Genomic DNA, 26,810 nt, shown 5'->3' with positions numbered 1-26,810 from the left:
ATGCCCCCGATGCTGCTGCCCGAACGCGAAGTCGATGCGCTGATGCGCGCCGAGCATGGCGACCCGTTCGCGGTGCTCGGCCCCCATGAGACCCGCGACGGGCTGCAGGTGCGGGCGCTGCTGCCCGGGGCGCAGAGCGTGGCGGTGATGCACACGCGCACGGGCTGGCCGCTGGCCATGCTGACGCGGCAGGAGGGCTCCGACCTGTTCGCGGGCCTGGTGCCGGCGGCCGAGGCGCTGCTGGGCTATTCGTTCCAGGTCGACTGGGGCACGCACACCTCGCGGCTCGAAGACCCGTACCGCTTCCCCTTCGTGCTCGGCGACACCGACGTGTGGCTGCTGGCCGAGGGCACGCACCTGCGGCCCTGGGAGCGGCTGGGCGCGCACCTGCGCGAGATCGATGGCGTGAAGGGCGTGGCCTTCGCGGTCTGGGCGCCCAATGCGCGGCGCGTGTCGGTGGTCGGCGACTTCAACAACTGGGACGGCCGCCGCCACATGATGCGGCTGCGCCGCGAATGCGGCGTGTGGGAAATCTTCGCGCCCCAGGTGGCCACGGGCGACAGCTACGAATTCGAAATTCTCTCGGCCGAGGGCGAGGTGCTGCGCAAGGCCGACCCCTTCGCCTTCTCGGCGCGCCTGCGGCCCGACACCGCCTGCGTGGTGGCGCCGCTGCCCGCGCCGGTGGCCATGCCGCCCGAGCGGGCCATTGCCAACGGCCGCCACGCCCCGATGAGCATCTACGAAGTGCACCTGGGCTCGTGGCGGCGCAAGAACGGCCACGAATGGCTGGACTACCGCGAGCTGGCCGACCAGCTCGTGCCCTATGCGCGCGACATGGGCTTCACGCACATCGAGCTGCTGCCGGTCAGCGAGCATCCCTTCGATGGTTCGTGGGGCTACCAGCCCATCGGCCTGTATGCACCCACCTCGCGCTTCGGAACGCCCGGCGACTTCCGGCACCTGGTCGAGACCGCGCATGCGGCGGGGCTGGGCGTGATCCTCGACTGGGTGCCCGCGCACTTTCCCACCGATGCGCATGGCCTGGGCCGCTTCGACGGCACCGCGCTGTACGAATACGCCGATCCGCGCGAAGGCTTCCATAACGACTGGAAGACGCTCATCTTCAACTACGGCCGCACGGAGGTGCGCAACTACCTGGTCGGCAATGCGCTGTACTGGCTCGAGCGCTATGGGGTGGACGGCCTGCGCGTCGATGCGGTGGCTTCCATGCTGTACCGCGACTACAGCCGCAAGCCCGGCGAATGGGTGCCCAACGTGCATGGCGGGCGCGAGAACCTCGAGGCCATCGAATTCCTGCGGCGCATGAACCACGTGGTGGGCGTCGAACGTCCGGGCGCCGTGACGCTGGCCGAGGAGTCGACCAGTTTCCCCGGCGTGACGCGCCCGCCCGAGGACGGCGGGCTGGGCTTCCACTACAAGTGGAACATGGGCTGGATGAACGATACGCTGGCCTACGCGGGCATCGACCCCGTGCACCGCAAGCACCATCACCAGCAGATCACCTTCGGCCTGATGTATGCGCACAGCGAGAACTTCGTGCTGCCGCTCTCGCACGACGAAGTGGTGCACGGCAAGGGCTCGATGCTGGGGCGCATGCCGGGCGACGAGTGGCAGAAGTTCGCGGGGCTGCGCAACCTGTACGGCTACCTCTGGGCCTATCCCGGCAAGAAGCTGCTGTTCATGGGCGGCGAATTCGCGCAGGGCGCGGAATGGAACGCCGACCGCAGCCTCGACTGGCACCTGCTCGAGCTTGCCTCGCACCAGGGCGTGCGGCGGCTGGTGCGCGACCTCAACAACGTGTACCGCCACTTCCGCGCGCTGTACGAACTGGACACCGAACGTTCCGGCTTCGAATGGATCGTGCACGACGACGCGCAGCAGTCGGTGTTCGCCTTCGTGCGAAAGGCGCGCGACGGCTCCTTCGTGGTGGCGGTGTGCAATTTCACGCCGCTGCCGCGGCACGGCTACAAGCTCGGGGTGCCCGCCGCGGGCGCCTACCGCGAAGCCATCAACACCGATGGCGCCGTCTACGGCGGCAGCGGCATGGGCAATGGCGTGGTGCAGAGCGCGCCGGTTCCGTGGCACGGCAAGGAGCATTCGATTGCCATCGACGTGCCGCCGCTGGCCACCGTGCTGTGGGTGCTGGCCTGACGCGATGCTGGGCGCAGGTTCTCCCCTCCCTCTTGGCGCGTCGATCACCCCGGGCGGGGTGAACTTCGCGCTGGCCGCGCCGAACGCCGAGGCCGTCGAACTCTGCCTGTTCGACAGCACCGGCCGGCACGAGCAGCAACGCATCCGGCTGCCCGCCTTCACCGACGGCGTCTGGCACGGCCTGCTGCCGGGCGGGCGCGCCGGGCTGGTCTATGGCTACCGCGTGCACGGCCCGTGGGCGCCGCACGAGGGACACCGCTTCAACGCAGCCCGCGTGCTGCTCGATCCGTATGCGCGCGAGATCGTCGGCACCTACGACGGCAGCGACCTGTTCCTCGGGCACGATCCGGCCGACCCCGCGCAGCGCAACACGCGCGACAACGGCGCCGTGGCGCTCAAGGCGCGCGTGGCGGCGCCCGGCGGCGCTGCGGCGGTGCCGGGCCATGCCCGCATCGCAGCCGGCGACCGCGTCCTGTACGAGCTGCACGTGCGCGGGCAGACGCGCCTGCACCCCGGCGTGCCCGCCGCCCTGCGCGGCACTTATGCAGGCCTCGCCGAGCCCGTGGTGCTCGACCACCTGCAGCGCCTGGGTGTCACCACGCTGAGCCTGATGCCAGTGCAGCATCGCGCGGACGAACAGCGGCTGCTGGCCATGGGCCTCAGCAACTACTGGGGCTACAACACCATCGGCTGGTTCGCTCCCGAGGCGCGCTACTGGAGCGGCCGCGCCGGCACCACGCCGGCGAGCGAGTTCCGTGCCATGGCCGACGCGGTGCATGCGCGCGGCATGGAGCTGGTGATCGACGTGGTCTACAACCACAGCGCCGAGACCGACGAGTTCGGCCCCACGCTGTCGCTGCGCGGCATCGACAACGCGCTGTACTACCACCTGCGCCCCGACGACCGCACGCTCTACGCCAACTGGACCGGCTGCGGCAATTGCCTCGACCTGGCCGAGCCGCGCGTGCTGCAGCTGGTGATGGACAGCCTGCGCCACTGGACCTCCGCGCTCGGGGTCGACGGCTTCCGCTTCGACCTTGCGCCGGTGCTGGGACGCGGCGCCGACGGCGGCTTCGATCCGCGCGCGCCCTTCTTCGCGGCCGTGGCGCAAGACCCGGTGCTGTCGCGCACGCTGCTGGTCGCGGAGCCCTGGGACATCGGGCCGGGCGGCTACCGGCTGGGCGAATTCCCGCCGGGCTGGCTCGAATGGAACGACCGCTACCGCGATACGCAGCGCGGCTTCTGGCTGCGGCAAGGGCGCGACGGCGCCGCGGGTCTCGGCGATTTCGCGCACCGCTTCACCGCATCGAGCGCGCAGTTCGCCCACCATGGCCGTGCGCCCACGGCCAGCGTCAACTTCATCACCGCGCACGACGGCTTCACTCTGCGCGACCTGCTCAGCTACGAGGAGCGGCACAACCTCGCCAACGGCGAGGACAACCGCGACGGCCATGCCCACAACCTGGGCAACAACTGCGGCGTCGAAGGCCCGAGCGACGACCCCGCCGTGCAGGCCGGGCGCACCCGGCTGCAGCGCGCGCTGCTCGCCGTGTTGCTGCTCTCCCAGGGCACGCCCATGCTGCTGGCCGGCGACGAGCTCGGCCACAGCCAGCAGGGCAACAACAATGCCTATTGCCAGGACAACGAGACCACCTGGCTCGCGTGGATCGGCGCCCAGGAACCGGGCAGCGAAGCGGCGCAGCTGGGCGCCTTCGTGGCCCGGCTTGCCGCGTTGCGCCGGGAAGCGCCGGCGCTGCGCAGCACGCGCTGGTGGCCGGCCGAAGCGCCGGAGGGCGCGGCCGGCATCCACTGGCTGCGGCCGGACGGCGGACCGATGCAGGCCGGCGACTGGCACGGCGGCACGGCCCTTGCAATCCTTTTCGGCGCTGCGCCGGGGAACGAGGGCGACTGGCTGGTGCTGGTGAACGCGGGGGCAGAGGCGGTTTCTTTCGCGCTGCCCGCGGGTGCCTGGCAGTGCCGCCTCGCGAGCGATCCGGCGCTGGACCCCGGCACCGCCCCGCCGGCGGCACGCACCGGCGTCGTGGAAGTCCCTCGCTCGAGCCTCTGGATTGCAAGAATGCAGGCGCCAGCCGCGCAGCGCGGTGCTAGGCTGGTCGCGGAACCCTGACGACGAACCGAACGAACCGAAGAACGAACGGAGACACATGATGGACAACGACAGCAGCACCACGCCGCAGGCCTCCCTGCAGGCGCATCAACTGGTCCGCCGCACCATCGCGCTGGTGCTGGCCGGCGGACGCGGCTCCCGGCTCAAGCAGCTGACCGACCGGCGCGCCAAGCCGGCGGTGTACTTCGGCGGCAAGTTCCGCATCATCGACTTCGCGCTCTCGAACTGCCTGAACTCGGGCATCCGTCGCATGGCGGTGGTCACGCAGTACAAGTCGCACTCGCTCATGCGCCACCTGCAGCGCGGCTGGAGCTTTTTGCGCGCCGAGCTCAACGAAATGGTCGACGTGCTGCCCGCGCAGCAGCGCACCGGCGACGAGCACTGGTACCGCGGCACGGCCGATGCGGTGTTCCAGAACCTGGACATCATCCAGACGCGCTCCACCAAGCACGACTACGTGGTGGTTCTGGCGGGCGACCACATCTACAAGATGGACTACTCGATCATGGTCAAGGACCATGCCGAGCGCGGCCTGGGCTGCACCGTCGGCTGCATCGAGGTGCCGCGCATGGAAGCCACGGCCTTCGGCGTGATGGCCATCGATGACGACCGCCAGATCACCGCCTTCCTCGAAAAGCCGGCCGATCCGCCCGCCATGCCGGGCCACCCCGACGTGGCGCTGGCCAGCATGGGCATCTACGTGTTCGATTCCGAGTACCTCTACCAGCTGCTCGAGGAAGACGCCATCAACCCGGATTCGAGCCACGACTTCGGCAAGGACATCATTCCGCGCGCCGTGGCGCAGGGCCGCGCGCTGGCGCATCCCTTCGGCATGTCGTGCGTCACGCGGGCCTCGCGCGGGCCGGGCGCCAAGGCCTACTGGCGCGACGTGGGCACGATTGATGCATTCTGGGCAGCCAACCTCGATCTGGCCTCGATCACCCCCGAACTCGACATCTATGACACAGACTGGCCCATCTGGACCTACCAGCGGCAACTGCCGCCGGCCAAGTTCGTGCTCGACCGGGACGGCAAGCACGGCATGACGGTCAACACCATCGTCTCGGGCGGCTGCATCGTCTCGGGCTCCAAGGTCAGCAGCTCGGTGCTGTTCTCGGGCGTGCGCATCCACTCGTTCTGCGAGATCAACGAAGCCGTGCTGCTGCCCGATGTGGAAGTCGGCCGCGCCTGCAAGCTGAACCGCGTGGTGATCGACCGCGGCTGCGTGATCCCGGACGAAATGGTGATCGGCGAGGACGCCGAGGCCGACGCCGCGCGCTTCGAACGCACAGAGGCCGGCGTGGTGCTGGTCACGCGCGAGATGCTCAAGCGGCTGGCCGCCTGAGGCCGCACCGTTCCACGATGCGAATACTCCAGGTCAGCGCCGAACTTTTTCCCCTCCTCAAGACCGGCGGCCTTGCCGACGTGGCGGGCGCGTTGCCGATCGCCCTCATGGCGGCCGGCCAGGATGCGCGGGTGCTGCTGCCCGGGTTCCCGGCCATCCTCGCAGGCCTTGGCGAAGCGGTGCCGGTGGCCGAATTCGCCGCGCCCTGGGGCGAGCGCTTCGCGCTGCGCGCGGGCCGCATCGCGATCGACGGCAACCCGCCGCTCCTGGCCTACGTGATCGATGCGCCGGCGCTCTACGACCGGCCCGGCAACCCCTACGAAGACGCCGCCACGCGCCAGCCCTACACCGACAACCACCGGCGCTTCGCGCTCCTGGGCTGGGCGGCGGCGCAGCTGGCGCAGGGCCTGGATCCCTCGTGGCGGCCCGAGGTCGTGCATGCGCACGACTGGCATGCGGGCCTGGCGCCGGCCTACCTGCACTTCGCACGGCAGGCCGGTGCGCCCCGCGTGGGCAGCGTGTTCACCGTGCACAACCTGGCCTACCAGGGCGTCTTCCCGCCCTGGAACTTCGTCGACCTCGGCCTGCCCGCGCCGGCGTTCCACATGGACGGGCTCGAATACCACGGCCAGCTGTCTTTCATGAAAGGCGGCCTCTCCTATGCGGACCGCCTGACCACCGTGAGCCCGACCTATGCGCGCGAGATCCAGACGCCCGAGCAGGGCTTCGGGCTCGATGGCCTGCTGCGCCTGCGCGGCGGCGTGCTCACGGGCATCCTCAATGCGGTCGACGACAAGGTCTGGAACCCGGCCTCCGATGCGGCGCTGATGCAGGGCTTCCACACGCCCGAAGGCCGCCACATGGCCGGCAAGGCACGCTGCAAGTCGGTGCTGCAGCACCAGCTCGGCCTGGCCGAGCGCCCCGATGCGCCGCTCTTCATCCTCGTGAGCCGGCTCACCGAGCAGAAGGGCCTGCACCTGGTGCTCGGCGGGCTCGACGCGCTGATCGCCCAGGGCGGCCAGCTGGCCTTGCTGGGCAGCGGCGACACCTGGCTGGAGGACGCCTTCCGGGAGCGGGCGGCGGCGGCGCCGCAGTCGGTCAGCGTCACCATCGGCTACAACGAGACGCTGGCGCACCAGCTCTTCGGCGGCGGCGACGTGACGCTGGTACCCTCTCTTTTCGAACCCTGCGGCCTCACGCAGATGTACGGCCTCAAGTACGGCAGCCTGCCGCTGGTGCGCCGCGTCGGCGGGCTGGCCGACACCGTGGTCGACTGCACGCTGGAGGACATGGCCAGCGGCGACGCCACGGGTTTCGTGTTCGACCGCTTCGACGACGCCGACTACGGCCGCGCGCTGCGCCGCGCGTTCGCGCTCTACCAGCATCCGCCCGACTGGCGGCGCGTGCGCGGCACGGCCATGCGGCGCAGCGCCGACTGGGCCACCGCGGCCGACCGCTACATCGAGGTCTACCGGCAGGCGCTGGCACCGGCCGGCACCTGATTTGCGCCACGGCGCACCACCACAACCTTTGCACCGAAGCCCATGACCCTCAAAGACTTCGCCTACGACCATCCCGACCGCGACGTGGCCGCGTTCAAGCGCGCCGTTGCCAACAAGCTGATCTATGCGGTCGGCAAGGACCCGGTGGCGGCCAGCCAGGACGACTGGCTGAACGCCACCGCGCTGGCCGTGCGCGACCAGCTCGTCGAGCGCTGGATGGCGACCACGCGCGCCAACTATGCGCAGGACCTGAAGCGCGTCTACTACCTCTCGATGGAGTTCCTGATCGGGCGCACCTTCACCAATGCGATGCTGGCGGTCGACCTGTACGACACCGTGCGCGACGCGCTGGCCGACTTCGGCGTCGACATGTCGGCGCTGGCCGAGCGCGAGCCCGACGCGGCGCTGGGCAACGGCGGCCTGGGCCGGCTCGCGGCCTGTTTTCTCGATTCGATGGCCACGCTCGGCGTGCCGGGCATGGGCTACGGCATCCGCTACGAGTACGGCATGTTCCGCCAGCGCATCGTCGAAGGCCAGCAGGTCGAGACGCCCGACTACTGGCTCACGCGCGGCAACCCGTGGGAGTTCCAGCGGCCCGAGGTGAACTACCGCGTGCGCTTCGGCGGCCACGTGCAAAGGCGCGAGGGCGCGAACGCACCCTATGGCGCGGCCGACTGGGTCGACACGCACGACGTGCTGGCCGTGGCCTACGACACCATCATCCCGGGCTACGGCACGCAGGCCACCAACACGCTGCGGCTGTGGTCGGCGCGCGCCACCGAGGAGATCGACCTCTCGGCCTTCAACCGCGGCAACTACATGGCGGCGGTGGAGAGCAAGAACCACTCGGAAAACGTCTCGCGCGTGCTCTACCCCGACGACTCCACGCCCTCGGGCCGCGAGCTGCGGCTGCACCAGGAATATTTCTTCTGCAGCGCCAGCGTGCAGGACCTGCTGCGGCGCTACCTGCGCAACCACAAGACCTTCGACCAGCTCGCCGACAAGGTCAGCATCCACCTGAACGACACGCACCCGGTGCTCGCGGTGCCCGAGCTCATGCGCCTCCTGCTGGACGAGCACGGCCTGGCGTGGGACGTGGCCTGGGCCCACACGCAGAAGGTGTTCAGCTACACCAACCACACGCTGATGCACGAGGCGCTGGAGACCTGGCCGGTGGAGATGCTCGGGCGCATCCTGCCGCGGCACCTGCAGATCATCTACGACATGAACGCGAAGTTCCTCGCGGCCGTGACGCAGAAGGCGGGCAACGACGTCGAGCTGCTGCGCCGGCTGTCGCTGGTGGACGAAGCGGGCGAGCGCCGCGTGCGCATGGCCTACGTGGCGGTGCTCGCGAGCCACTCGATCAACGGCGTCTCGGGCCTGCACTCCGAGCTCATGAAGCAATCGATCTTCGCGGACTTCGCAAGGATCTTTCCCGAGCGCTTCAACAACAAGACCAACGGCGTCACGCCGCGGCGCTGGCTCGCGCAAGCCAACCCGCCGCTCGCAGGCCTGCTCGACCAGCGCCTGGGCAAGGGCTGGCGGCGCGACCTGTCGCAGCTCGAGGCGCTGCGGCCAATGGCGGCGCAGCCGGCCTTCGCGCGCGCCTTCCGGCACGCCAAGCGGGAGAACAAGCTGCGGCTGGCCAACTGGGTGGAGCAGCACATGGACATCGTGCTGGACACCGACGCGATGTTCGACGTGCAGGTCAAGCGCATCCACGAATACAAGCGCCAGCTGCTCAACGTGCTGCACGTGATCACGCGCTACCACCGCATCCTCGATGCGCAGGCGGCGGGCACGCCGGTCGACATCGTGCCGCGCGTGGTGGTGTTCGCGGGCAAGGCCGCCTCGGCCTACCAGATGGCGAAGCTCGTGATCCGGCTGATCAACGACGTTGCGAAGACCATCAACAACGACACGCGCGTGGGCAAGCTGCTGAAGGTGGTGTTCCTGCCCAACTACAGCGTGAGCCTGGCCGAGATCATCATGCCGTCGGCCGACCTCTCGGAGCAGATCTCGACCGCGGGCACCGAGGCCTCGGGCACCGGCAACATGAAGTTCGCGCTCAACGGTGCGCTCACCATCGGCACGCTCGACGGGGCCAACGTGGAGATGCGCGACAACGTGGGCGCCGAGAACATCTTCATCTTCGGCAACACCACGCCCGAGGTGGCCGACATCCGCGCACACGGCTACCAGCCGCGCGACATCTACGAAGAGAACGCTGAACTCAAGCGCGTGCTCGATGCGATCCGCGATGGCGCGTTTTCGGCCGGCGAGCCTTCGCGCTACCAGGGCATCTACGACGCGCTGGTGAACTGGGGCGACCACTACCTGCTGCTGGCCGACTATGCGAGCTATGTCGAGAAGCAGGCCGAAGTCGATGCGCTCTACCGCGATGCGGATGCCTGGACGCGCATGGCGATACTGAACGTGGCGGGCATGGGCGCGTTCTCTTCGGACCGCACCATTGCGCAGTACGCGCACGAGATCTGGCGCACCAAGCCGGTGGTGCTGGGCTAGTCTTCGTCTGTCTCCCTCCCCTCCGGGGAAGGAGCAAGGCCGGTCAGCGCGGCTTTTGCGGCGCCGCGTCGGCCTCGGTCACGAACCCGATGCGGCTCAACCCCGCCTTGTTGGCGATGCCCATCAGCGCCACCACCTTGCCGTAGGGCACGGTCTGGTCGGCGCGCAGCTGCACTTCGGTGTCCTTGCTGTCGGCCGCGGCTTTCTGCAGCCGGGCAGCCAGCTCTTCGTCGTTGACCGCCTGGTCGTTGAGGAAGACCTTGCCCGCGGCATCGACCGAGACGCTGACGAACTTTGGCGTGTCGTTGGGCTGGCCGGCATCGGTCTGCGGCAGGTCGAGCTTGATCGAGCTCGCCATCAGCGGGGCGGTGATGATGAAGATCACCAGCAGCACCAGCATCACGTCGACCAGCGGCGTCACGTTGATGTCGGACAGCGGCCGCTGCCCGCCGGCGCCCGTTGCGCGCCCGCCGCCGGCGGCACTGCTGCCCAGCGAGGTGCGACCGAAGGCCATCTTCCGGGTGCTCCGTTCGGCTAGGCCGACACCGGCATGGGACGGGCCGGTGGTGGCGCCGCGGGCGCCGGTGCGCTGCCGAAGCTGCCGAGCAGGTCGTGCGCGAAGCCTTCGAGCTCGGCCTCGATGCGGCCGATGACGCGGCCGAACACGTTGTAGGCCAGCACGGCCGGAATGGCCACGGCAAGGCCGAAGGCCGTCATCACCAGGGCCTCGCCCACGGGCCCGGCCACCTTGTCGATGGTGAAGCCGCCGGTCTGGCCGGCAATGCCCGACAGTGCGCCGTAGATGCCCCACACGGTGCCGAGCAGGCCAACGAAGGGCGCGGTGGCGCCGACGGTGGCCAAGAGGATCTGGCCGGACTGCAGGCGCCGCAGTGCCCCATGCAGCGCGCCGCGAAGCGCCCGCGTGAGCCGCTGGTTGCGGTCGCCGGTGGTCGCGCCAAGCGTGGCACTGCCCGCATCGGCGGCTGCCGCAAGCCTGATCGCGCTCACCGCCGGGCCCACGAGCGTGGCGCGGTCGAAGGCCTTGAGCCGCTGCTCCGCATCGGTGAGCGTGGCCGACTGCCAGAACGCGGCGATGCTGCGCAGCACGTCGCGCGTGCCGCCGCGCAGCAGCCAGGCTTTCCAGAGAATCACCACCCAGCTGGAGATCGACATCGCGAGCAGCAGCGCAGCCACCGAACGGCTGACAGCGTCGCCCTGGGTCAGCAGTTCGAGGACGCTCATCGTTCGTTGTTCAGCGAAGGCCCAGCACGTCGAACATGTCGAACAGGCCGGCCTTCTGGCCGGCCAGGAAGCGCACGGCGCGCATCGCGCCCTGGGCGTAGGTGACGCGGCTGGCCGACTTGTGGGTGATCTCGATGCGCTCGCCGATGCCCGCGAACAGCACGGTGTGGTCGCCCACGATGTCGCCGCCGCGGATGGCCGAGAAGCCGATGGTCGAAGGATCGCGCTCGCCGGTGATGCCTTCGCGCGCATAGACGGCGCATTCCTTCAGGTCGCGGCCCAGCGCGTCGGCGATGACCTCGCCCATCTTGAGCGCGGTGCCCGAGGGCGCATCGACCTTGTAGCGGTGGTGCGCCTCGATGATCTCGATGTCGTAGCCGGTCGACATGGCCTTGGCGGCCATCTCGAGCAGCTTGAAGGTGACGTTGACGCCCACGCTCATGTTGGGCGACATCACGATAGCGATCTCTTTCGCGATCTCCGCGATCTCGGCTTTCTGCGCGTCGCTGAAGCCGGTGGTGCCAATGACCGCCTGCACGCCCAGTTCGCGGCAGATCGCGAGGTGCGCGAGCGTGCCTTCGGGCCGCGTGAAGTCGATCAGCACCTGTGCGTCCTGCAGGCCGGTGCGCAGGTCGGACACGATGGGTACGCCGCTCGTGAAGCCGAGGAACGCAGCCGCATCGGCGCCGATGGCGTTGCTGCCCGCCATGTCGAGCGCGCCGGCCAGGCGGCAATCGGGCGCCTCGCGCACCGCCTCGACCAGCATGCGGCCCATGCGGCCCGAGGCGCCCGCGATGGCGATGCGCCGCAGGGGTGGCGTGGAAGACTCTGAAAGGGAAGAAGAGGAGATGGTGTCAGTCACGCGGATTCAGCCTTCGATGGTTGGCATGGGGACCGGCACGCACCCGCCCGGCCCGGCGGGCGCGCCCGCCCTCGCCGGCTCGCCGTGCGGCGCGTGCTCAGCGCGCCGATTCGAGCGGGGGGTACGCGGCCGGCAGCGGCGGCAGGTTGGTGGCCGTCGCCGTGGCGTCGTCGGCCTTCTTGCTGCCTTCCTTGGGCGAGAACTTCTTGAGCTCGTCTTCGGACGCTTCGAGCTGCGGGACCTTGCCGCTCTTCTTGCGCGTGTCGAGCGTGGCGACGAACTCTTCTTCGCTGGGCATCGGGTCGCCTTCGTAGCGGTCGAGCAGCTCGCCCTTGAAGAACACGGTCAGGCGGCGTTCCTGCGGATCGACGCCCTGGCGGCGGATCGTGAAGACGTAGTCCCAGCGATCCTTGTGGAAGACGTCGGTCAGGAGCGAGGTGCCGAGGATTTCACGCACCTGCTGGCGCGACATGCCGGGCTTGAGCGCCTCGACCTGTTCCTTGGACACGAAATTGCCCTGGACCACTTCGACCTTGTAGGGCGTGATGGCCGACAGCGCACCCCGCGTGCGATCGCTGAAACCGCTGCAGGCGCCGAGGCAGAACATCGCGGCGACGGCCGCGGCCAGCAGCCAGGGACGGCGTTGGAGAATGGCAGGCATGGGAGGAGAAGGGGGTAGCGATATGATCGGCCATTGTAGCGGCTGGCCCTTTGGGGCCCACCCGCAGCCCAGGGCGCAGGAACCATCATGGCCAACATCGACGAACTCAAGAATACCGGCCTCAAGGCCACATTGCCACGCCTGAAGATCCTCGAGATCTTCCAGACCGGCAGCCAGCGCCACATGACGGCCGAAGACGTGTTTCGCGTCCTTTTGAACGAGCACTCCGACATCGGCCTGGCCACGGTCTACCGCGTGCTGACGCAGTTCGAGCAGGCCGGCATCCTGGAGCGCAGCCATTTCGAAAGCGGCAAGGCGGTCTACGAGCTCAACGAGGGCACGCACCACGACCACCTGATCTGCACGTCGTGCGGCAAGGTCGAGGAGTTCTACGACGCCGAGATCGAGCGCCGCCAGCAGATGATTTCCAAGGACAAGGGCTGGATCCTGCAGGACCACGCCATGTCGCTGTACGGGCTCTGCGGCGACTGCGTCAGCAAGCGCTAGCGGCCCGGCGGCGGCCGCATCGGTAGCCTGGAGCGGCCCGCTCAGTCCCCGTCGCGACCGTTTTCCATCGCCTTGTGGTGGCGCGCCACGAAGTCCGCATAGGTGTCGATGCCGCGCAGCTGCAGGATCGAATTGCGCACCGCGGCTTCCACCAGCACGGCGATGTTGCGCCCGGCCACCACCTGGATGATGACCTTGCGCACCGGGATGCCCAGCACGTCCTGCGTGAGCGGCGCCGAGGGCATGCGTTCGTAGTCGCGCTCGAAGCTGTCGCGCCGCACCAGGTGCACGATGAGCTTGAGCCGCATCTTCCGGCGCACGGCCGTCTCGCCGAAGATCGCGCGGATGTCGAGCAGGCCGATGCCGCGCACCTCGAGCAGGTTGAGCAGCAGGTCGGGGCAGCGCCCCTCGATGGTGTTCTGGTTGATGCGGTAGAGGTCGACCGCGTCATCGGCCACCAGGCCGTTGCCGCGCGAGATCAGCTCCAGCCCGAGTTCGCTCTTTCCCAGGCCCGATTCGCCGGTGATCATCACGCCCATGCCCAGGATGTCCATGAACACCCCGTGCATCGAGGTGCGTTCCGCGAAATGCTTGGACAGGTAGGCCCGCAGCAGGTCGATCACGTAGGCCGACGATTCCCGGGTGGCAAAGAGCGGCAACTGGGCGCGCTCGCAGATCGACAGCAGCTCATCCGGCGCGGCCTGGCCGTCGGCCAGCACCAGCATCGGCGGCTCGAGCGTCACGATGCGGGCGATGCGCCGGGCGCAGTCTTCCGGGCTGCCGCGCGTCAGGTAGGACACCTCGCGCGCCCCGAGGATCTGCACGCGATAGGGATGGATGTAATTGAGGTAACCGACCAGGTCGGCCGCCGACTGGGCGCGGCTGATGACTTCAGGGTCGAATTGGCGTTCGGAGGCGCCGAGCCCGGCGAGCCATTCCCAGCGGAGCGACCCGCGGAATTCCTCGAACATGGCGTCGGCACTGATGACGGTCGGCTTCATGCGTAGGGGAGTCGGCGCTCAGCGCCCGGATTTGGAGCAGCCCAGAATACCGCGAAGCGGCCCTGCCGGGGCGGCCACCGCTACGCGACCTGCGTCGATTGCCAGTTGGCAATGAGTCCGTGCAGCGCGGCCGCGTCGTTGCTCGACTTGATCTGCTCGCGCAGGCCGGCGTCGCTGAGCAGTTCGGCGATTTCAGAGAGGATTTCGAGGTGCTTCTGCGTGGCCGCTTCGGGCACCAGCAGGAAGATCAGCAGTCCGACGGGTTGTTCGTCCGGTGCGTCGAACCCGATGGGGTTGGCCAGCTGGAACACCGCGGCCATGGGGGCCTTGAGGCCCTTGATGCGGCCATGCGGAATGGCGACCCCATGGCCGAGGCCGGTGGAGCCGAGTCGCTCGCGCGCAAACAGGCTGTCGGTGATCAGGGCGCGGCCGAGGCCATGAAGGCTTTCGAACAGCAGGCCTGCTTCTTCGAAAGCACGCTTCTTGCTCGTAGCGTCAACGCTCACGAGCACTTGAGCGGGCGGCAGGATGGACGCGAGGCGATTCATGGTGTGAAGGGGCGGGGGCGATTATGCACCTGCTCGGTAAAAACCCCAATCCCGTTGGCTACTTTTTGGCTACATGTTGCCCGGAGGCCTCGCGGCGACGGGAACGGAAGATGAGGAAGGGCAACAAAAAGCCGCCCTTGGGCGGCTTGTCGCAGGGGCCGAAAGCCCTTGCCCGTGGCTTGGCTACATCACCCGCTTGGGCGCCGTGTGATGGTGGTCCTGCAGGCGGTCCTTGTGGCGAACCACCTGGCGGTCGAGCTTGTCGACCAGCTCATCGACCGCAGCATAGAGATCAGCGTGGCTCGACTCCGCGAACATGTCATTGCCCTTGACGTGAATGTTGCACTCCGCCCTTTGGCGGCGTTCCTTTTCCTTCTGCTTTTCCACCGTGAGGAGCACCTTCACATCGACCACCTGGTCGAAATGCCGTGTGATCCGGTCCAGCTTGCTCGTGACGTAAGTCCGCAAGGCAGGTGTGACGTCGAGGTGATGACCGCTGATCGTCAAATTCATGAATGACCTCCTGAGAATTGACGGTTGGGAAAATGACCCCGCTCCGGAATGAAGCGTGGCCGGCGAAATCAGATGTGGGACGGAGGGAGAAGAGAAAAGAGCGGAAATGAGGGAAGGTCGATTCACTATGCCCAAGCTGTCACGGGTTTGCAATAGTCGGGTTTTCCGGGGGGCGCCCGCATCGTGGCCGCACCGGCCGTTCCGCTACAGCTTCCATAGCTGCCGCCGCAGGCCGGCCAGCTGTCGGCGGCAAGGTGCTGCGCAAGTGTTTCATTGCGTCACCAGCGGTGACCCTGCCGGGCAAAGGGCCGGCCGGATTCAACCCCAGGCGGCGCGCATCCGGTTGCGCAGGTCGATCACCGCGGCCGGCGGCGGAACGGCCGGTGGACGCGCCGGCGGCGCGGGCCAGGTCTGCTGCTCGAAACCCGCGAGATCCGCCTCGGTGATGAAGCGGGTGCGGTTGGCGTACAGGTGCCGGTCGCCGCGCACCGCCTGCTGGGTGACGTAGAAGCGCTGCGGCACCAGCAGGTGCAGGTGGTCGCGCGCCCGGGTCATCGCCACGTAGAGCAGGCGCCTTTCCTCTTCGAGCTCTTGCGCGCCCTGCGCCACGTCGGCCGGCAGGCAGCCGTCGACCACGTTGAGCACATGCACCGAGTTCCATTCCTGCCCCTTGGCCGAGTGGATGGTGGAAAGGATGAGGTAGTCCTCGTCGAGCAAAGGCGGCCCCGGCCGGTCGCTGGTGGCTTCGGGCGGATCGAGCGTGAGCTCGGTCAGGAAGCGCTCCCGCGAGGCATGGGCCGATGCCAGGCGCGCCAGCTGCTCGACGTCGCCGCGCCGCACGCCCGAGGGGTCGTCGTAGAGCCGGTCGAGGTGCGGCAGGTACCAGCGCACGGCCAGTTCCACGTCGGCCGGCCATGCGAGCCCCGGCGCGCACAGCGCCGCGTAGGCTTCGGCGAACACCGCCCATTCGGCGCGCGCGGCCGAGGGCGGCACGAAGCCACGCACCGCCGACACGGGGTCGGCCGCCTGGTCCATGGCGTCCAGCAGCCGCGTGCCGGTGGCGGGCCCGATGCCCGGAATCAGCTGCGTGACGCGAAAACCCGCCATGCGCCCGCGCGGGTTCTCGGCAAAGCGCAGCACCGCGAGCAGATCCTTCACGTGCGAGGCCTCGAGAAACTTGAGGCCGCCATATTTCACGAACGGGATGTTGCGGCGGGCCAGTTCGAGCTCGAGCGGCGCGCTGTGCGTGGAAGCGCGGAACAGCACCGCCTGCGACTTGAGCGCGAGGCCGCCTTCGCGGTGCGCCAGCACCTTGTCGGCCACCCAGACCGCCTGTTGCGCCTCGTCGGGCACCAGCACCAGCTGCGGCCGGCCGGCCGATGGCTTGTCGGTCCAGAGGGTCTTGGCATGCCGCTCGGCCGCGTGCGCGATGACCCGGTTGGAAACGTCGAGGATCGGCTGCGTGGAGCGGTAGTTGCGCTCCAGCGTGACGACCCGGGCAGCCTGCGAAAACTGCGACGGAAAGTCGAGGATGTTACGTACGGTTGCGCCGCGGAACGAGTAAATCGACTGCGCGTCGTCGCCCACCACGGTCACGCCGCGGCCATCGGGCTTGAGCGCAAGAAGAATGGAGGCCTGCAGCAGGTTGGTGTCCTGGTACTCGTCGACCAGCACATGGTCGAAGCGGGCACCGACCAGTTCGGCCAAGGCTGGCTCGGCCACCATGCCGGCCCAATAGAGCAGCAGGTCGTCGTAGTCGAGCACGTTCTGCTGCTGCTTGGCTTCCACATAGGCGCCGAAGAGGCGCTTGAGCTCGGCCTCCCACTCGGCGCACCACGGAAATGCCTGCGCGAGCACGTCCGCCAGCGGCGCGCGCGTATTCACGCAGCGCGAGTAGATCGCGAGGCAGGTGCCCTTGCGCGGAAAGCGGTTCACGCTGGACGACAGGCCGATCTCGTGCCGCACCAGCCCCATCAGGTCCTCGGCGTCGCCGCGGTCGTGGATGGTGAAGTTGTCCTTCAGGCCGATGTGCGCGGCGTACTCGCGCAGCAGGCGCGCTCCGATGCCGTGGAAGGTGCCGGCCCACGGCAGCGCAGGCGGCTTTTCCGACTTGAACCCGAGCACGCGTGCCAGCACCTGCCCTGCGCGGCGCTCCATCTCGATGGCCGCGCGGCGGGAAAAGGTCAGGAGCAGCAGGCGCTGCGGATCGACACCGCCGGCAATCAGGTGCGCGACGCGGTGCGCCAGCGTGCTGGTCTTGCCGGAGCCCGCGCCGGCAATCACCAGCAGCGGCCGCTCGTCGCGGCCGACCAGCGTGCCGATGCCATGTTCGACCGCGGCGCGCTGCGCATCGTTGAGCCCGGAGAGCGCGGCGGCCAGGCGCTCGGCCTGGGTGGCGGCGGCGGCGGAAAAGACGGGGAGCGCAGCGGTCTGCATGGCCGCAACTTTACTGTATGTCCATCCAGATCGGCAGGCTTGCGTCACATGGCCGATGACATAATCGCGCCTCGCTGCAACAGGAGACCGCACCTTGGAAACCGCCCCGTCTCGGCAGCTTTCAACTCCCCCCTGACGCTTGCCTGCGCCGGGCCCGGGAATTGAAAGCGCCCCTTCCCTCGCCCCATCGCCCCAGCCATTTCACGGGAGTGAGCCCATGCTCAACATCTTTACGCTCGCCAACGGCCGCCTCGTCCAGGAAGAGATCGAAGCCCTCGAGGAGCTTTCCAAGTTCCAGCCGATCTGGGTCGACCTCGAATCGCCCACGCTGGAGGAAAAGCGCTGGATCAAGCAGTACTACGGCCTGTCGATTCCCGAGGACGCGATGGACGAGGACATCGAGGAGTCGGCGCGCTTCTATGAAGAAGACAACGGCGAGCTGCACATCCGCTCCGACTTCCTGATCGACGACGACGAGGACCCGCGTTCGGTGCGCGTGGCCTTCATCCTGAATCAGCACAACGCCGAACTGCGCAGCCGCGGCGTGCTGTTCTCGATCCACGACGAGGACGTGCCGGTGTTCCGCCTGCTGCGCATGCGCGCGCGCCGCGCACCGGGGCTCATCGAAGACGCGAAGGAAGTGCTGCTCAAGCTGTTCGACGCGGACGCCGAATACTCGGCCGACACGCTGGAGAACATCTACGACGAACTCGAGGTGGCCGGCAAGAAGGTGCTCGAAGGCAACGTCAGCGACGAGTTGGCCGGCGAAGTGCTGGCCGCCATCGCGCGCCAGGAAGACTTGAACGGCCGCATCCGGCGCAACGTGATGGACACGCGCCGCGCGGTGAGCTTCATGATGCGAAGCCGCATGCTCAACGCCGAGCAGTTCGAGGAAGCGCGGCAGATCCTGCGCGACATCGAATCGCTGGACAACCACACGGCCTTTCTGTTCGACAAGATCAACTTCCTGATGGATGCGACCGTCGGTTTCATCAACATCAACCAGAACAAGACCATCAAGATCTTCTCGGTGGCCAGCGTGGCGCTGCTGCCGCCCACGCTGATCGCGAGCATCTACGGCATGAACTTCAAGCTCATGCCCGAGCTCGACTGGGCGATGGGCTATCCGTACGCGCTGGCGCTGATGGCGGCCAGCGCGCTGGTGCCGATGTGGTACTTCCGCCGGCGCGGCTGGCTCAAGTAGCCGCGGGCGATTCAGGCAAGGAAGGCAGCGTGGCCAGCCACGCGTCGACCAGCGCCAGGCTGTAGCGGCTCGCCACTTCGGCGACGAAGCGCGCGAAGTCGCCGTGCGCGGCATCGTCGGCGCGATCCGAAATCGTCCGCATCGCCGCGAACGGCACCCCGTAGTCGTGGCACACCTGCGCCATCGCGGCGCCTTCCATTTCGACCGCGAGCGCATCGGGCAGGTTGCGCCGGAGTGCCGCGCTCTCGGCGCTGGTCGACACGAAGCGGTCGCCGCTCACCAGCAGGCCGCGGTGCAACTTCGGCGCGCGGATGCCGAACGCGTCCATGGCCGGCTGGCCGATCAGTGCGACCGGATCGCGCAGCACATCTTCCGCCACGCCGGAGAGCGCGTCGGCGATCGCACCATCGGCCGCGAAGCGCGCGATGCCCACGAGCGGCACCTCGTACTTCGGAAAGATCGGCGAGGCATCGAGATCGTGCTGCAGGAGCTCCGATGCCACCACCACGTCGCCCACGTTCACGCCCGGCGCGAGCCCGCCCGCCACCCCCGTGAACACGATGGCCCGCACGCCGAAGCGCTCGAGCAGCACCGTGGCCGTGACCGCGGCTGCGACCTTGCCGATGCGCGAGAGCACCGCGACCACCGGCTGGCCGTGCAGGTGGCCGAGCCAGAAGTCGCGCCCCGCGGCACGCACGCGTTGCTCGTCGGGCATCCGGGCGAGGAGCGCGCCGAGCTCCTCGTGCATGGCGGCCACGATGGCAACGGGCGCACTCATCGGCTACTTGATGTCCACGCCATAGAAGGTGTGGCGACCGAAGGGGCTGAGCTTGAAATCGACCACTTCCTTGCGCACCGGCTTGAGCTGCACCGCATGCGCGATGGTGAACCACGGCGCCTGTTCCTTGAAGATCACCTGCGCCTTCTTGTAGAGCGCATCGCGGTCGGCCTGCTTGGTGGTGCTCTTGGCCTTCAGCACGAGGTCTTCGTACGGCTGGTAGCAGAACTTCGAGATGTTGCTGCCGCTCGCCGACTTGGCCGAGGCGCAGCCCAGCAATGTGTAGAGGAAGTTGTCCGGGTCGCCGTTGTCGCCGGTCCAGCCCAGCATGCCCATCTGGTGCTCGCCGGCCTGCAGGCGCTTGCGGTACTCGCCCCACTCGAAGCTCTTGATCTCGGCCTTGACGTTGATCTTGGCGAGGTCGGCCTGCATCAGCTCGGCAATGCGCTTGGCGTTCGGGTTGTAGGGCCGCTGCACCGGCATGGCCCACAGGTCGGTCGAGAAGCCATCGGGAAAGCCAGCCTGCGCCAGCAGCTTCTTGGCGGCTTCGGGATCGTAGGCATCGTCCTTGACCGCATCGTTGTAGGACCACATGGTCGGCGGGATCGGGTTCTTCGCGGCCACGCCGGTCGACAGGTACACGCCGTCGATGATCGCCTTCTTGTTGATCGCCATGTTGATGGCCTTGCGCACGCGCACGTCGTCGAAGGGCTTCTTGGTGGTGTTGTACGAGAGATAGCCCACGTTGAGGCCGGGCTGCTCGAGCACCTGCACGTTCGGGTCCTTGCGGATCGCGTCGAGGTCGGCCGGGTTCGGATACGGCATCACGTGGCACTCGCCCTTCTGCAGCTTGGCCCAGCGCACCGAGGCATCGGGCGTGATCGCGAACACGAGGTCGTCGATCTTCGCCTTGCCGCCCCAGTATTGCGGAAAGGCCTTGAAGCGGATGACCGCGTCCTTCTGGTATTGCACAAGATAGAACGGGCCCGTGCCGATCGGGTCCTGGTCGACTTTCTCGGGCGTGCCGGCCTTGAGCATGGCGATGGCGTATTCCTTCGACTGGATGCCCGCGTACTGCATCGCAAGGTTGGCGAGGAACGGCGCCTCGGCCTGGTTGAGCACGATCCTGACCGTGAACTCGTCGACGCGGTCGACCGACTTCAGGAGCTTGGGCATGCCCATGTCGTTGAAGTACGAATGGTTCTGGCTCGTGACCTTGAAGAACGGGTCGCTTTCCTTCCACTGCCGCTCGAGCATGAAGATGAAGTCGTCGGCGTTGAAGTCGCGCGTCGGCTTGAAGGTCTTGCTGGTGCTGTGCCACTTCACGCCCTTGCGCAGGTGGAAGGTGTACTGCGTGCCGTCGGCCGAGATGTCCCACTTTTCCGCCAGGCCGGGCACGACCTTGGTGCCGCCCCGCTCGAACTCGACGATGGTGTTGTAGACCTGCGTGGTCACGTCGAACGAAGTGCCGGTGGTGTTCACGCCAGGATAGAAGTTCTCGGGACTCCCCTCCGAGCAGTAGACCAGCGTCTTGGCGGCCGCGGCGCCGGAAGCCAGCGCGAGCACGGCGAGTGCGGTCGGCGCGAGCAATGCAACGAGCTTTCGCGAGGGTCGCGAAACGGATGGCTGGGTCTTCATGGCAACTCCTTGGGACACGGGTTGAAGTGAACTAGGGGCTCGTCGCCAAAGGCGCGACGAACGGCGGAGACAACGGCATGTCGGCGCCCACCGGCGCCGCGCCATCGAGAAACTTCTCGGCGTAGTGGCAGGCCACCAGCCGTTCGTCGAGCGCGCGCAGCAGCGGCCGCTCCTCGCGGCAGCGCGCTGTCACGTGCGAGCAGCGCGTGCTGAAGACGCAGCCCGAGGGCGGATCGAGCGGCGACGGCAGCTCGCCCTTGAGCACGATGCGCTGGCTGCTGAGACCGGGCGTGGACGCCAGCAGCGCCTGCGTGTAGGGATGCAGCGGCCGCGCGAAGATGCGCGACTTGGGGCCCTGCTCCACCGCATGGCCGAGGTACATCACGAGCACGTCGTGCGCGATGTGCCGCACGACGCCAAGGTCGTGCGAAATGAAGAGATAGGCCAGGCCCAGCTCGGCCTGCAGGTCGGCCAGCAGGTTCAGCACCTGCGCCTGGATCGACACGTCGAGCGCCGACACCGGCTCGTCGGCCACCAGGAGGCGCGGCTCCAGCATGAGCGCGCGCGCAATGGCGATGCGCTGTCGCTGCCCGCCCGAGAACATGTGCGGATAGCGGTTCGCGTGCTCGGGCCGCAGGCCCACGCGCGCGAGCATCTCGCGCGCCTTGTCGGCCCGCTGCGTTTTGCCCAGCGTGGTGTTGATGGCCAGCGGATCCTCGAGCACGGTGGAGATCTTCTTGCGCGGATTGAGCGAGCCATAGGGGTTCTGGAACACCAGCTGCACCGCCTGGCGCAGTTCGCGCCGGTGCTCGGGCGGCGTGCTCACCGCATCGTGGCCCACCAGCGTGAGCTGTCCGGCCGTCGGCTTCTCGATCAGCGCGACCATGCGCGCGAGCGTGGACTTGCCGCAGCCCGATTCACCGACCACTGCAAGCGTGCGCCCACGATCGATGCGAAAAGAGATGTCGCCGACCGCACGCAGCTGCGTAGCCGCGCGGAACATGCCGCGCCGCACGGCATAGGTGCGCTGCAGGTTGCGCGCATCGACGACAGCATCCCCGGGCATTTCGCTCATCGGTGCATCTCCGCAACTCGCGGCCGGTCCGCCTCGATGGCCGCAAGCCGCCCCGGCTCGCCGAGCGGAAAATGGCAGCGCACTTCGGCGCCCGGCTGCGACGCGACCGCACGCAGTGCCGGCCGCACGTTGCAGGCCCTGTTCGTCACGTAGCCGCAGCGCGGCGCAAAGAGGCAGCCCGCGGGCCGGTCGTGCACGCCGGGCACCACGCCCGCGATGGTGGCCAGCCGCCCCTCGGGCGCCGCGCGCTCGGGCAATGCCGCCAGCAGCGCCTCGGTGTAGGGATGCTGCGGATTCGCAAAGAGCCGGTCGACGCGCTGCTGCTCCATCACCTGGCCCGCATACATGACGGCAATGCGCTGCGCCATCTCGCTCACCACGCCCATGTTGTGCGTGATGAGCACCAGCGCCATGCCGCGCTCCTTCTGCAGCTGGCGCAGCAGGTCGAGGATCTGCGCCTGGATCGTGACGTCGAGCGCGGTGGTCGGCTCGTCGGCGATCAGGAGGCGCGGGTTGCAGGCAATGGCCATCGCGATCATCACGCGCTGGTTCATGCCGCCCGAAAGCTGGTGCGGATAGCTGCCGAGGCGAGTCGACGGGGCAGGTATGCCGACCTGCTCCAGCAATTCGGTCGCGCGCCTTTTGGCCGTGCGCCGGTCCATCTGCAGATGCAGCCGCAGCGTCTCCATCAGCTGGAAGCCGATGGTGAAGCAGGGGTTGAGGCTGGTGGTCGGCTCCTGGAAGATCATCGCGACCTCCTTGCCGACCAGCGTACGGCGGGCCTTGTCGGAAATGCCGAGCAGCTCCTTGCCGGCAAAGCGCATGTGGTCCGCGCGCACGCGGCCCGGATAGCCGATGAGCCCCATCAGCGCCATCATGGTCACGCTCTTGCCCGAGCCCGATTCTCCGACGATGCCGAGCACCTCGCCCTCCTCGAGCGTGAGGCTCACGCCATCGACGGCATGCAGCACGCCGCCTTGCGTGGGGAACTCCACGTGCAGGTTTTTGATGTCCAGCAGCATGCTCATCTCTTGAGCTTCGGATCGAGCGCATCGCGCAGGCCGTCGCCGAGCAGGTTGAAGGCCAGCACGGCCGCAAGAATGGCGAGGCCGGGGAATGTGACGACCCACCAGGCGCGCAGCACGAACTCGCGCGCGTCGGCCAGCATCGTTCCCCATTCGGGCGACGGCGGCTGCGCGCCGAGTCCGAGGAAGCCGAGCGCGGCCGCATCGAGAATGGCCGTGGAGATGCCGAGAGACGCCTGCACGATGAGCGGCGCGGCGCAGTTGGGCAGCACCTCGCTGAACATCAGGCGCAAGGTGCCGGCGCCGCTCACGCGCGCGGCCGTGACGTAGTCGCGCGAGACTTCGGCGATGACCGCCGCGCGCGTGATGCGCACATAGTGCGGCAGCACCACGATGGCCACCGCGAGCATCGCGTTGACCAGCCCGGGCCCGAGGATGGCGACGATCACGATGGCGAGCAGCAGGCTCGGCAGCGTGAGCACGATGTCCATGAGCCGCATGATCGCAATCTCGAGCACGCCGCGAAAGAAGCCCGCCACCAGGCCGAGCACGATGCCCGCAACCACCGACAACGCCACCACCGCCACGCCGATCGACAGCGAAAGCCGCGCGCCGAACATGAGGCGCGAAAGAATGTCGCGCCCGATGGCGTCGGTGCCCAGCAGGTAGCTGGCCGACCCGCCCTGCTGCCACGCGGGTGGCAGCAGGAACACGGCGCTGTTGGTTTCGTTGGGCGCATGCGGCGCGATCCACGGCGCGAACAGCGCCACCAGCAGCAGCGCCGCGATGGTGGCCAGCCCGATCACCGCGCCGCGGTTGGCGGAGAACGCGGTCCAGAATTCGCGCCAGGGGCCGGGCGGCGCCTGGGTCGCGACGGGCGGGGCGATGATGTCGGTCGAGGCCATGTTCAGCGCCTGATCCGCGGATTGATGATGCCGTAGGTCACGTCGACCAGCAGGTTGACCAGCATCACGATGCCGCCCAGCAGCAGCATGCCGCCCTGCAGCACCGGGTAGTCGCGCCGGCCGATCGCCTCGATGAGCCACTTGCCCACGCCGGGCCACGAGAAGATGGTTTCGGTGAGGATCGCGCCCGTGAAGAGCACGCCCACCTGCAGGCCGATCACCGTGACGACCGGGATCAACGCATTGCGCAGCGCATGCAGCCCCACCACGCGAAGGCGAGACAGGCCCTTGGCGCGCGCAGTGCGGATGTAGTCCTCGCCCAGCACCTCGAGCATGGCCGACCGCGTCATGCGCGCAATGACCGCCAGCGGCACGGTGCCGAGCACGATGGCCGGAAGCACCAGGTGGTGCAATGCCGACCAGAACGCGTCGACCTCGCCGGCGCGCAATGCATCGACCAGCAGGAAGCCGGTCCGGGGCTCGACGAAGTACTGCACCGCGATGCGGCCCGACACGGGCGTCCAGCCCAGCTGCACCGAGAAGAACAGGATCAGCAGCAGCCCCCACCAGAAGATCGGCATCGAGTAGCCGGTGAGCGAGGTGGCCATCACGCCATGGTCGAAGATGGAATTGCGCCGCACCGCCGCGATGATCCCGGCCGGAAGGCCCAGCAGCAATGCGAAGAGGATGGCGCACACGCCGAGCTCGACCGTGGCGGGAAAGAGCGCGAGAAACTCGTTGGCCACCGACTCCTGCGTGATGAGCGACTTGCCCAGGTCGCCATGCAGCACGCGGCCGATGTAGATGCCGTACTGCACGATCACCGGCTTGTCGAAGCCGTAGGCCGTGCGCAGCTGGGCATGGCGCGCGGGATCGATCCCGCGCTCGCCGGCCATGGTTTCGATCGGGTCTCCGGGCACCATCCGGATGAGGAAGAACGCAAGCAGCGTCATGCCGATGAAGGTCGGCACCAGCAGGCTCACGCGCGTAAGGAGGAAGCGAAGCATCGCTCCGCAATATGCAAGATCGATGCCGCCGCCCTACCCGGGCCGAACCCTTACTTCTTCGCGTCGCGCAGTTCGCGGCGCAGGATCTTGCCCACCGGCGTCTTCGGCAGGTCGGTGCGGAACTCGATGGTTCGCGGCTGCTTGTAACCCGTAAGGTTTGCCCGGCAGTATTCGCGCACCTGCGCTTCGGTCAGCGACGCGTCCTTCTTGACGATCACGAGCTTGACGGCTTCGCCGGTCTTCTCGTCGCTCACGCCCACGGCCGCGCATTCGAGCACGCCCGGAACCTGCGCCACCACGTCTTCGATCTCGTTCGGGTACACGTTGAAGCCCGAGACCAGGATCATGTCCTTCTTGCGGTCGACCACCTTGAAGTAGCCGCGCTCGTCGACCACGCCGATGTCGCCGCTCTTGAAGTAGCCGTCGGGCGTCATGACCTTGGCGGTCTCGTCGGGCCGCTGCCAGTAGCCCGCCATGACCTGCGGGCCCTTGATCGCGATCTCGCCGGCCTGGCCGGGAGGCACTTCGCGGCCCTCGTCGTCCAGCAGCTTGAGCCAGGTGCTCGGCAGCGGCAGGCCGATGGTGCCGGTGTAGGCCTTGCTGTCGGTCGGGTTGCAGGTGGCCGAGGGCGAGGTTTCGGAAAGGCCGTAGCCCTCGCAGATCGGGCAGCCGGTCTTCTCGAGCCAGAGCTTGGCGACCGCGGCCTGCACGGCCATGCCGCCGCCCACCGAGACCTTGAGGTTCTTCCAGTTGACGGTGTTGAAGTCCGGATGGTTCGCCAGGCCGTTGAACAGCGTGTTGACGGCCGGGAAGCTGTGGATCGTGTGCCTGGAAAGCTCCTTGAGCACACCCGCCAGGTCGCGCGGGTTCGGGATCAGGATCAGCTTGCCGCCGGTGCGCATGTTCAGCATCATGCCGACCGTGAACGCGAAGATGTGATAGAGCGGCAGCGCGCAGACGCTCGTCGGCTGTTCGCCGGCCGGCACCTTCGCCATCACGGGCTCGTTCCAGGCTTCGGACTGCAGCACGTTGGCGATCACATTGCGATGCAGCAGCACCGCGCCCTTGGAGACGCCGGTGGTGCCACCGGTGTACTGCAGCACGGCCACGTCGTCGGGGCCGATGACGGGCACCTGGAGCGTACGGCCCTTGCCCTGGTCGAGCGCATCGTTGAAGCGCACTGCGCCCGGCAGGCTGTAGTGGGGCACCAGCTTCTTGACGTTGCGCACCACGTAGTTGACCAGCGCGCCCTTCAGCAAGCCGAGGCGGTCGCCCATGGCGGCGAGCACGATGTGCCGTATTGGCGTGGCCGCGATGCACTGCTGCAGCGTGGTGCCGAAGTTCTCCATGATGACGATGGCCTTTGCGCCCGAGTCCTTGAGCTGGTGCTCGAGCTCGCGCGGCGTGTACAGCGGATTCACGTTCACCAGGATGAGGCCGGCGCGCAGGATGGCCGCGACCGCGATCGGGTACTGCGGGCAGTTGGGCATCATCACGGCCACGCGGTCGCCCTTGGCCAGCCCCAGGCCCTGCAGGTAGGCCGCGAAGAACTTGCTGAGCTTGTCGGTTTCCGCGTAGCTCACGTCCTTGCCCATGAAGCTGTAGGCCGTGCGGTCGGCGTACTTGGCGAAGCTCTCTTCCATGAGCGCCACCAGCGAAGGGTAGTGGGAAGGATCGATATCGGCAGGCACGCCTTGCGGGTAGCTGGTGAGCCAGGGACGGTCGGTCATGGATG

At 68.0% G+C, this 26,810-nt stretch carries 22 protein-coding genes; 7 read left to right on the top strand and 15 right to left on the bottom strand.

Annotated elements, in window-relative coordinates; translation table 11 throughout:
• From glgB to ABID97_RS04530, 5 genes are read left to right on the top strand one after another with little or no spacing between them, the layout of a single operon-like run.
• Positions 1-2,172: a 1,4-alpha-glucan branching protein GlgB gene (glgB, locus tag ABID97_RS04550; RefSeq protein ID WP_354401668.1), complete on the top strand. Its 2,172-nt coding sequence runs from the start codon at positions 1-3 to the stop codon at positions 2,170-2,172.
• 4 nt (positions 2,173-2,176) lie between these two features.
• Positions 2,177-4,300 carry a glycogen debranching protein GlgX gene (gene glgX, locus ABID97_RS04545; RefSeq protein WP_354397360.1) on the top strand — a complete coding sequence of 708 codons (2,124 nt, stop codon included), beginning with the start codon at positions 2,177-2,179 and terminating at the stop codon, positions 4,298-4,300.
• 40 nt (positions 4,301-4,340) lie between these two features.
• Positions 4,341-5,645 carry a glucose-1-phosphate adenylyltransferase gene (gene glgC, locus ABID97_RS04540; protein ID WP_354397359.1) on the top strand — a complete coding sequence of 435 codons (1,305 nt, stop codon included), beginning with the start codon at positions 4,341-4,343 and terminating at the stop codon, positions 5,643-5,645.
• A gap of 17 nt (positions 5,646-5,662) precedes the next feature.
• The gene (gene glgA / locus ABID97_RS04535) at positions 5,663-7,147 is read left to right on the top strand and encodes a glycogen synthase GlgA (RefSeq protein WP_354397358.1); all 1,485 of its coding nucleotides are present in this window, start codon (positions 5,663-5,665) and stop codon (positions 7,145-7,147) included.
• 42 nt (positions 7,148-7,189) lie between these two features.
• Positions 7,190-9,673 carry a glycogen/starch/alpha-glucan phosphorylase gene (locus ABID97_RS04530; RefSeq protein WP_354397357.1) on the top strand — a complete coding sequence of 828 codons (2,484 nt, stop codon included), beginning with the start codon at positions 7,190-7,192 and terminating at the stop codon, positions 9,671-9,673.
• A gap of 43 nt (positions 9,674-9,716) precedes the next feature.
• Here the strand turns inward: ABID97_RS04530 and ABID97_RS04525 are convergent, their stop codons facing one another.
• The 4 genes from ABID97_RS04525 to ABID97_RS04510 form a co-directional block, all read right to left on the bottom strand.
• Positions 9,717-10,187: an ExbD/TolR family protein gene (locus ABID97_RS04525; RefSeq protein WP_354397356.1), complete on the bottom strand. Its 471-nt coding sequence runs from the start codon at positions 10,185-10,187 to the stop codon at positions 9,717-9,719.
• A gap of 20 nt (positions 10,188-10,207) precedes the next feature.
• The gene (locus tag ABID97_RS04520; protein WP_354397355.1) at positions 10,208-10,915 is read right to left on the bottom strand and encodes a MotA/TolQ/ExbB proton channel family protein; all 708 of its coding nucleotides are present in this window, start codon (positions 10,913-10,915) and stop codon (positions 10,208-10,210) included.
• A gap of 10 nt (positions 10,916-10,925) precedes the next feature.
• A complete protein-coding gene (gene dapB, locus ABID97_RS04515) occupies positions 10,926-11,726 on the bottom strand; it encodes a 4-hydroxy-tetrahydrodipicolinate reductase (protein ID WP_354401667.1) in 801 nt (266 codons plus the stop codon).
• A 148-nt stretch (positions 11,727-11,874) separates the two neighbouring features.
• Positions 11,875-12,438 (bottom strand): outer membrane protein assembly factor BamE, encoded by a 564-nt coding sequence (locus tag ABID97_RS04510; protein WP_354397354.1) that lies wholly within the window; start codon positions 12,436-12,438, stop codon positions 11,875-11,877.
• Positions 12,439-12,525: 87 nt separating this feature from the next.
• Between ABID97_RS04510 and fur the strand changes: the two genes are divergently transcribed.
• Entirely contained in the window at positions 12,526-12,945 is a 420-nt protein-coding gene (fur, locus tag ABID97_RS04505; protein ID WP_028259096.1) for a ferric iron uptake transcriptional regulator, read from the top strand.
• A 41-nt stretch (positions 12,946-12,986) separates the two neighbouring features.
• Here fur and hprK read toward each other — a convergent pair whose 3' ends face one another.
• The 4 genes from hprK to ABID97_RS04485 form a co-directional block, all read right to left on the bottom strand.
• Positions 12,987-13,946, bottom strand: a complete 960-nt coding sequence (gene hprK / locus ABID97_RS04500; RefSeq protein WP_354397353.1) for an HPr(Ser) kinase/phosphatase — start codon at positions 13,944-13,946, stop codon at positions 12,987-12,989.
• A gap of 80 nt (positions 13,947-14,026) precedes the next feature.
• The gene (locus tag ABID97_RS04495; protein ID WP_028259098.1) at positions 14,027-14,494 is read right to left on the bottom strand and encodes a PTS sugar transporter subunit IIA; all 468 of its coding nucleotides are present in this window, start codon (positions 14,492-14,494) and stop codon (positions 14,027-14,029) included.
• Positions 14,495-14,677: 183 nt separating this feature from the next.
• Positions 14,678-15,007, bottom strand: coding sequence for a ribosome hibernation-promoting factor, HPF/YfiA family (gene hpf / locus ABID97_RS04490; RefSeq protein ID WP_354397352.1), 330 nt, complete (start codon positions 15,005-15,007; stop codon positions 14,678-14,680).
• A 318-nt stretch (positions 15,008-15,325) separates the two neighbouring features.
• The gene (locus ABID97_RS04485) at positions 15,326-17,443 is read right to left on the bottom strand and encodes an ATP-dependent helicase (RefSeq protein WP_354397351.1); all 2,118 of its coding nucleotides are present in this window, start codon (positions 17,441-17,443) and stop codon (positions 15,326-15,328) included.
• Between the two features lie 217 nt (positions 17,444-17,660).
• Between ABID97_RS04485 and corA the strand changes: the two genes are divergently transcribed.
• Positions 17,661-18,647 (top strand): magnesium/cobalt transporter CorA, encoded by a 987-nt coding sequence (corA, locus tag ABID97_RS04480; protein WP_354397350.1) that lies wholly within the window; start codon positions 17,661-17,663, stop codon positions 18,645-18,647.
• Here corA and ABID97_RS04475 read toward each other — a convergent pair.
• From ABID97_RS04475 to ABID97_RS04445, 7 genes are read right to left on the bottom strand one after another with little or no spacing between them, the layout of a single operon-like run.
• Positions 18,640-19,425 (bottom strand): 5'-methylthioadenosine/adenosylhomocysteine nucleosidase, encoded by a 786-nt coding sequence (locus ABID97_RS04475; RefSeq protein WP_354397349.1) that lies wholly within the window; start codon positions 19,423-19,425, stop codon positions 18,640-18,642. The two genes, corA and ABID97_RS04475, sit on opposite strands and share 8 nt — an antisense overlap.
• Before the next feature lie 3 nt (positions 19,426-19,428).
• A complete protein-coding gene (locus ABID97_RS04470; protein WP_354397348.1) occupies positions 19,429-21,063 on the bottom strand; it encodes an ABC transporter substrate-binding protein in 1,635 nt (544 codons plus the stop codon).
• Positions 21,064-21,094: 31 nt separating this feature from the next.
• The gene (locus ABID97_RS04465; protein ID WP_354397347.1) at positions 21,095-22,138 is read right to left on the bottom strand and encodes a dipeptide ABC transporter ATP-binding protein; all 1,044 of its coding nucleotides are present in this window, start codon (positions 22,136-22,138) and stop codon (positions 21,095-21,097) included.
• Positions 22,135-23,166, bottom strand: a complete 1,032-nt coding sequence (locus ABID97_RS04460) for an ABC transporter ATP-binding protein (RefSeq protein ID WP_354397346.1) — start codon at positions 23,164-23,166, stop codon at positions 22,135-22,137. Before ABID97_RS04460 ends, ABID97_RS04465 begins: the two co-directional genes overlap by 4 nt.
• A complete protein-coding gene (locus ABID97_RS04455) occupies positions 23,163-24,068 on the bottom strand; it encodes an ABC transporter permease subunit (protein ID WP_354397345.1) in 906 nt (301 codons plus the stop codon). The genes ABID97_RS04460 and ABID97_RS04455 overlap by 4 nt, the downstream gene beginning before the upstream one ends.
• Before the next feature lie 2 nt (positions 24,069-24,070).
• On the bottom strand, positions 24,071-25,075 hold the full coding sequence (locus ABID97_RS04450) for an ABC transporter permease subunit (protein ID WP_354397344.1): 1,005 nt from the start codon (positions 25,073-25,075) through the stop codon (positions 24,071-24,073).
• Positions 25,076-25,125: 50 nt separating this feature from the next.
• Entirely contained in the window at positions 25,126-26,805 is a 1,680-nt protein-coding gene (locus ABID97_RS04445) for a long-chain-fatty-acid--CoA ligase (protein ID WP_354397343.1), read from the bottom strand.
• Between the last annotated feature and the right edge of the window lie 5 nt (positions 26,806-26,810).

Source organism: Variovorax sp. OAS795 (assembly GCF_040546685.1).
Classification (GTDB): domain Bacteria; phylum Pseudomonadota; class Gammaproteobacteria; order Burkholderiales; family Burkholderiaceae_C; genus Variovorax.
This window is presented reverse-complemented; position numbering and strand designations above follow the sequence as displayed.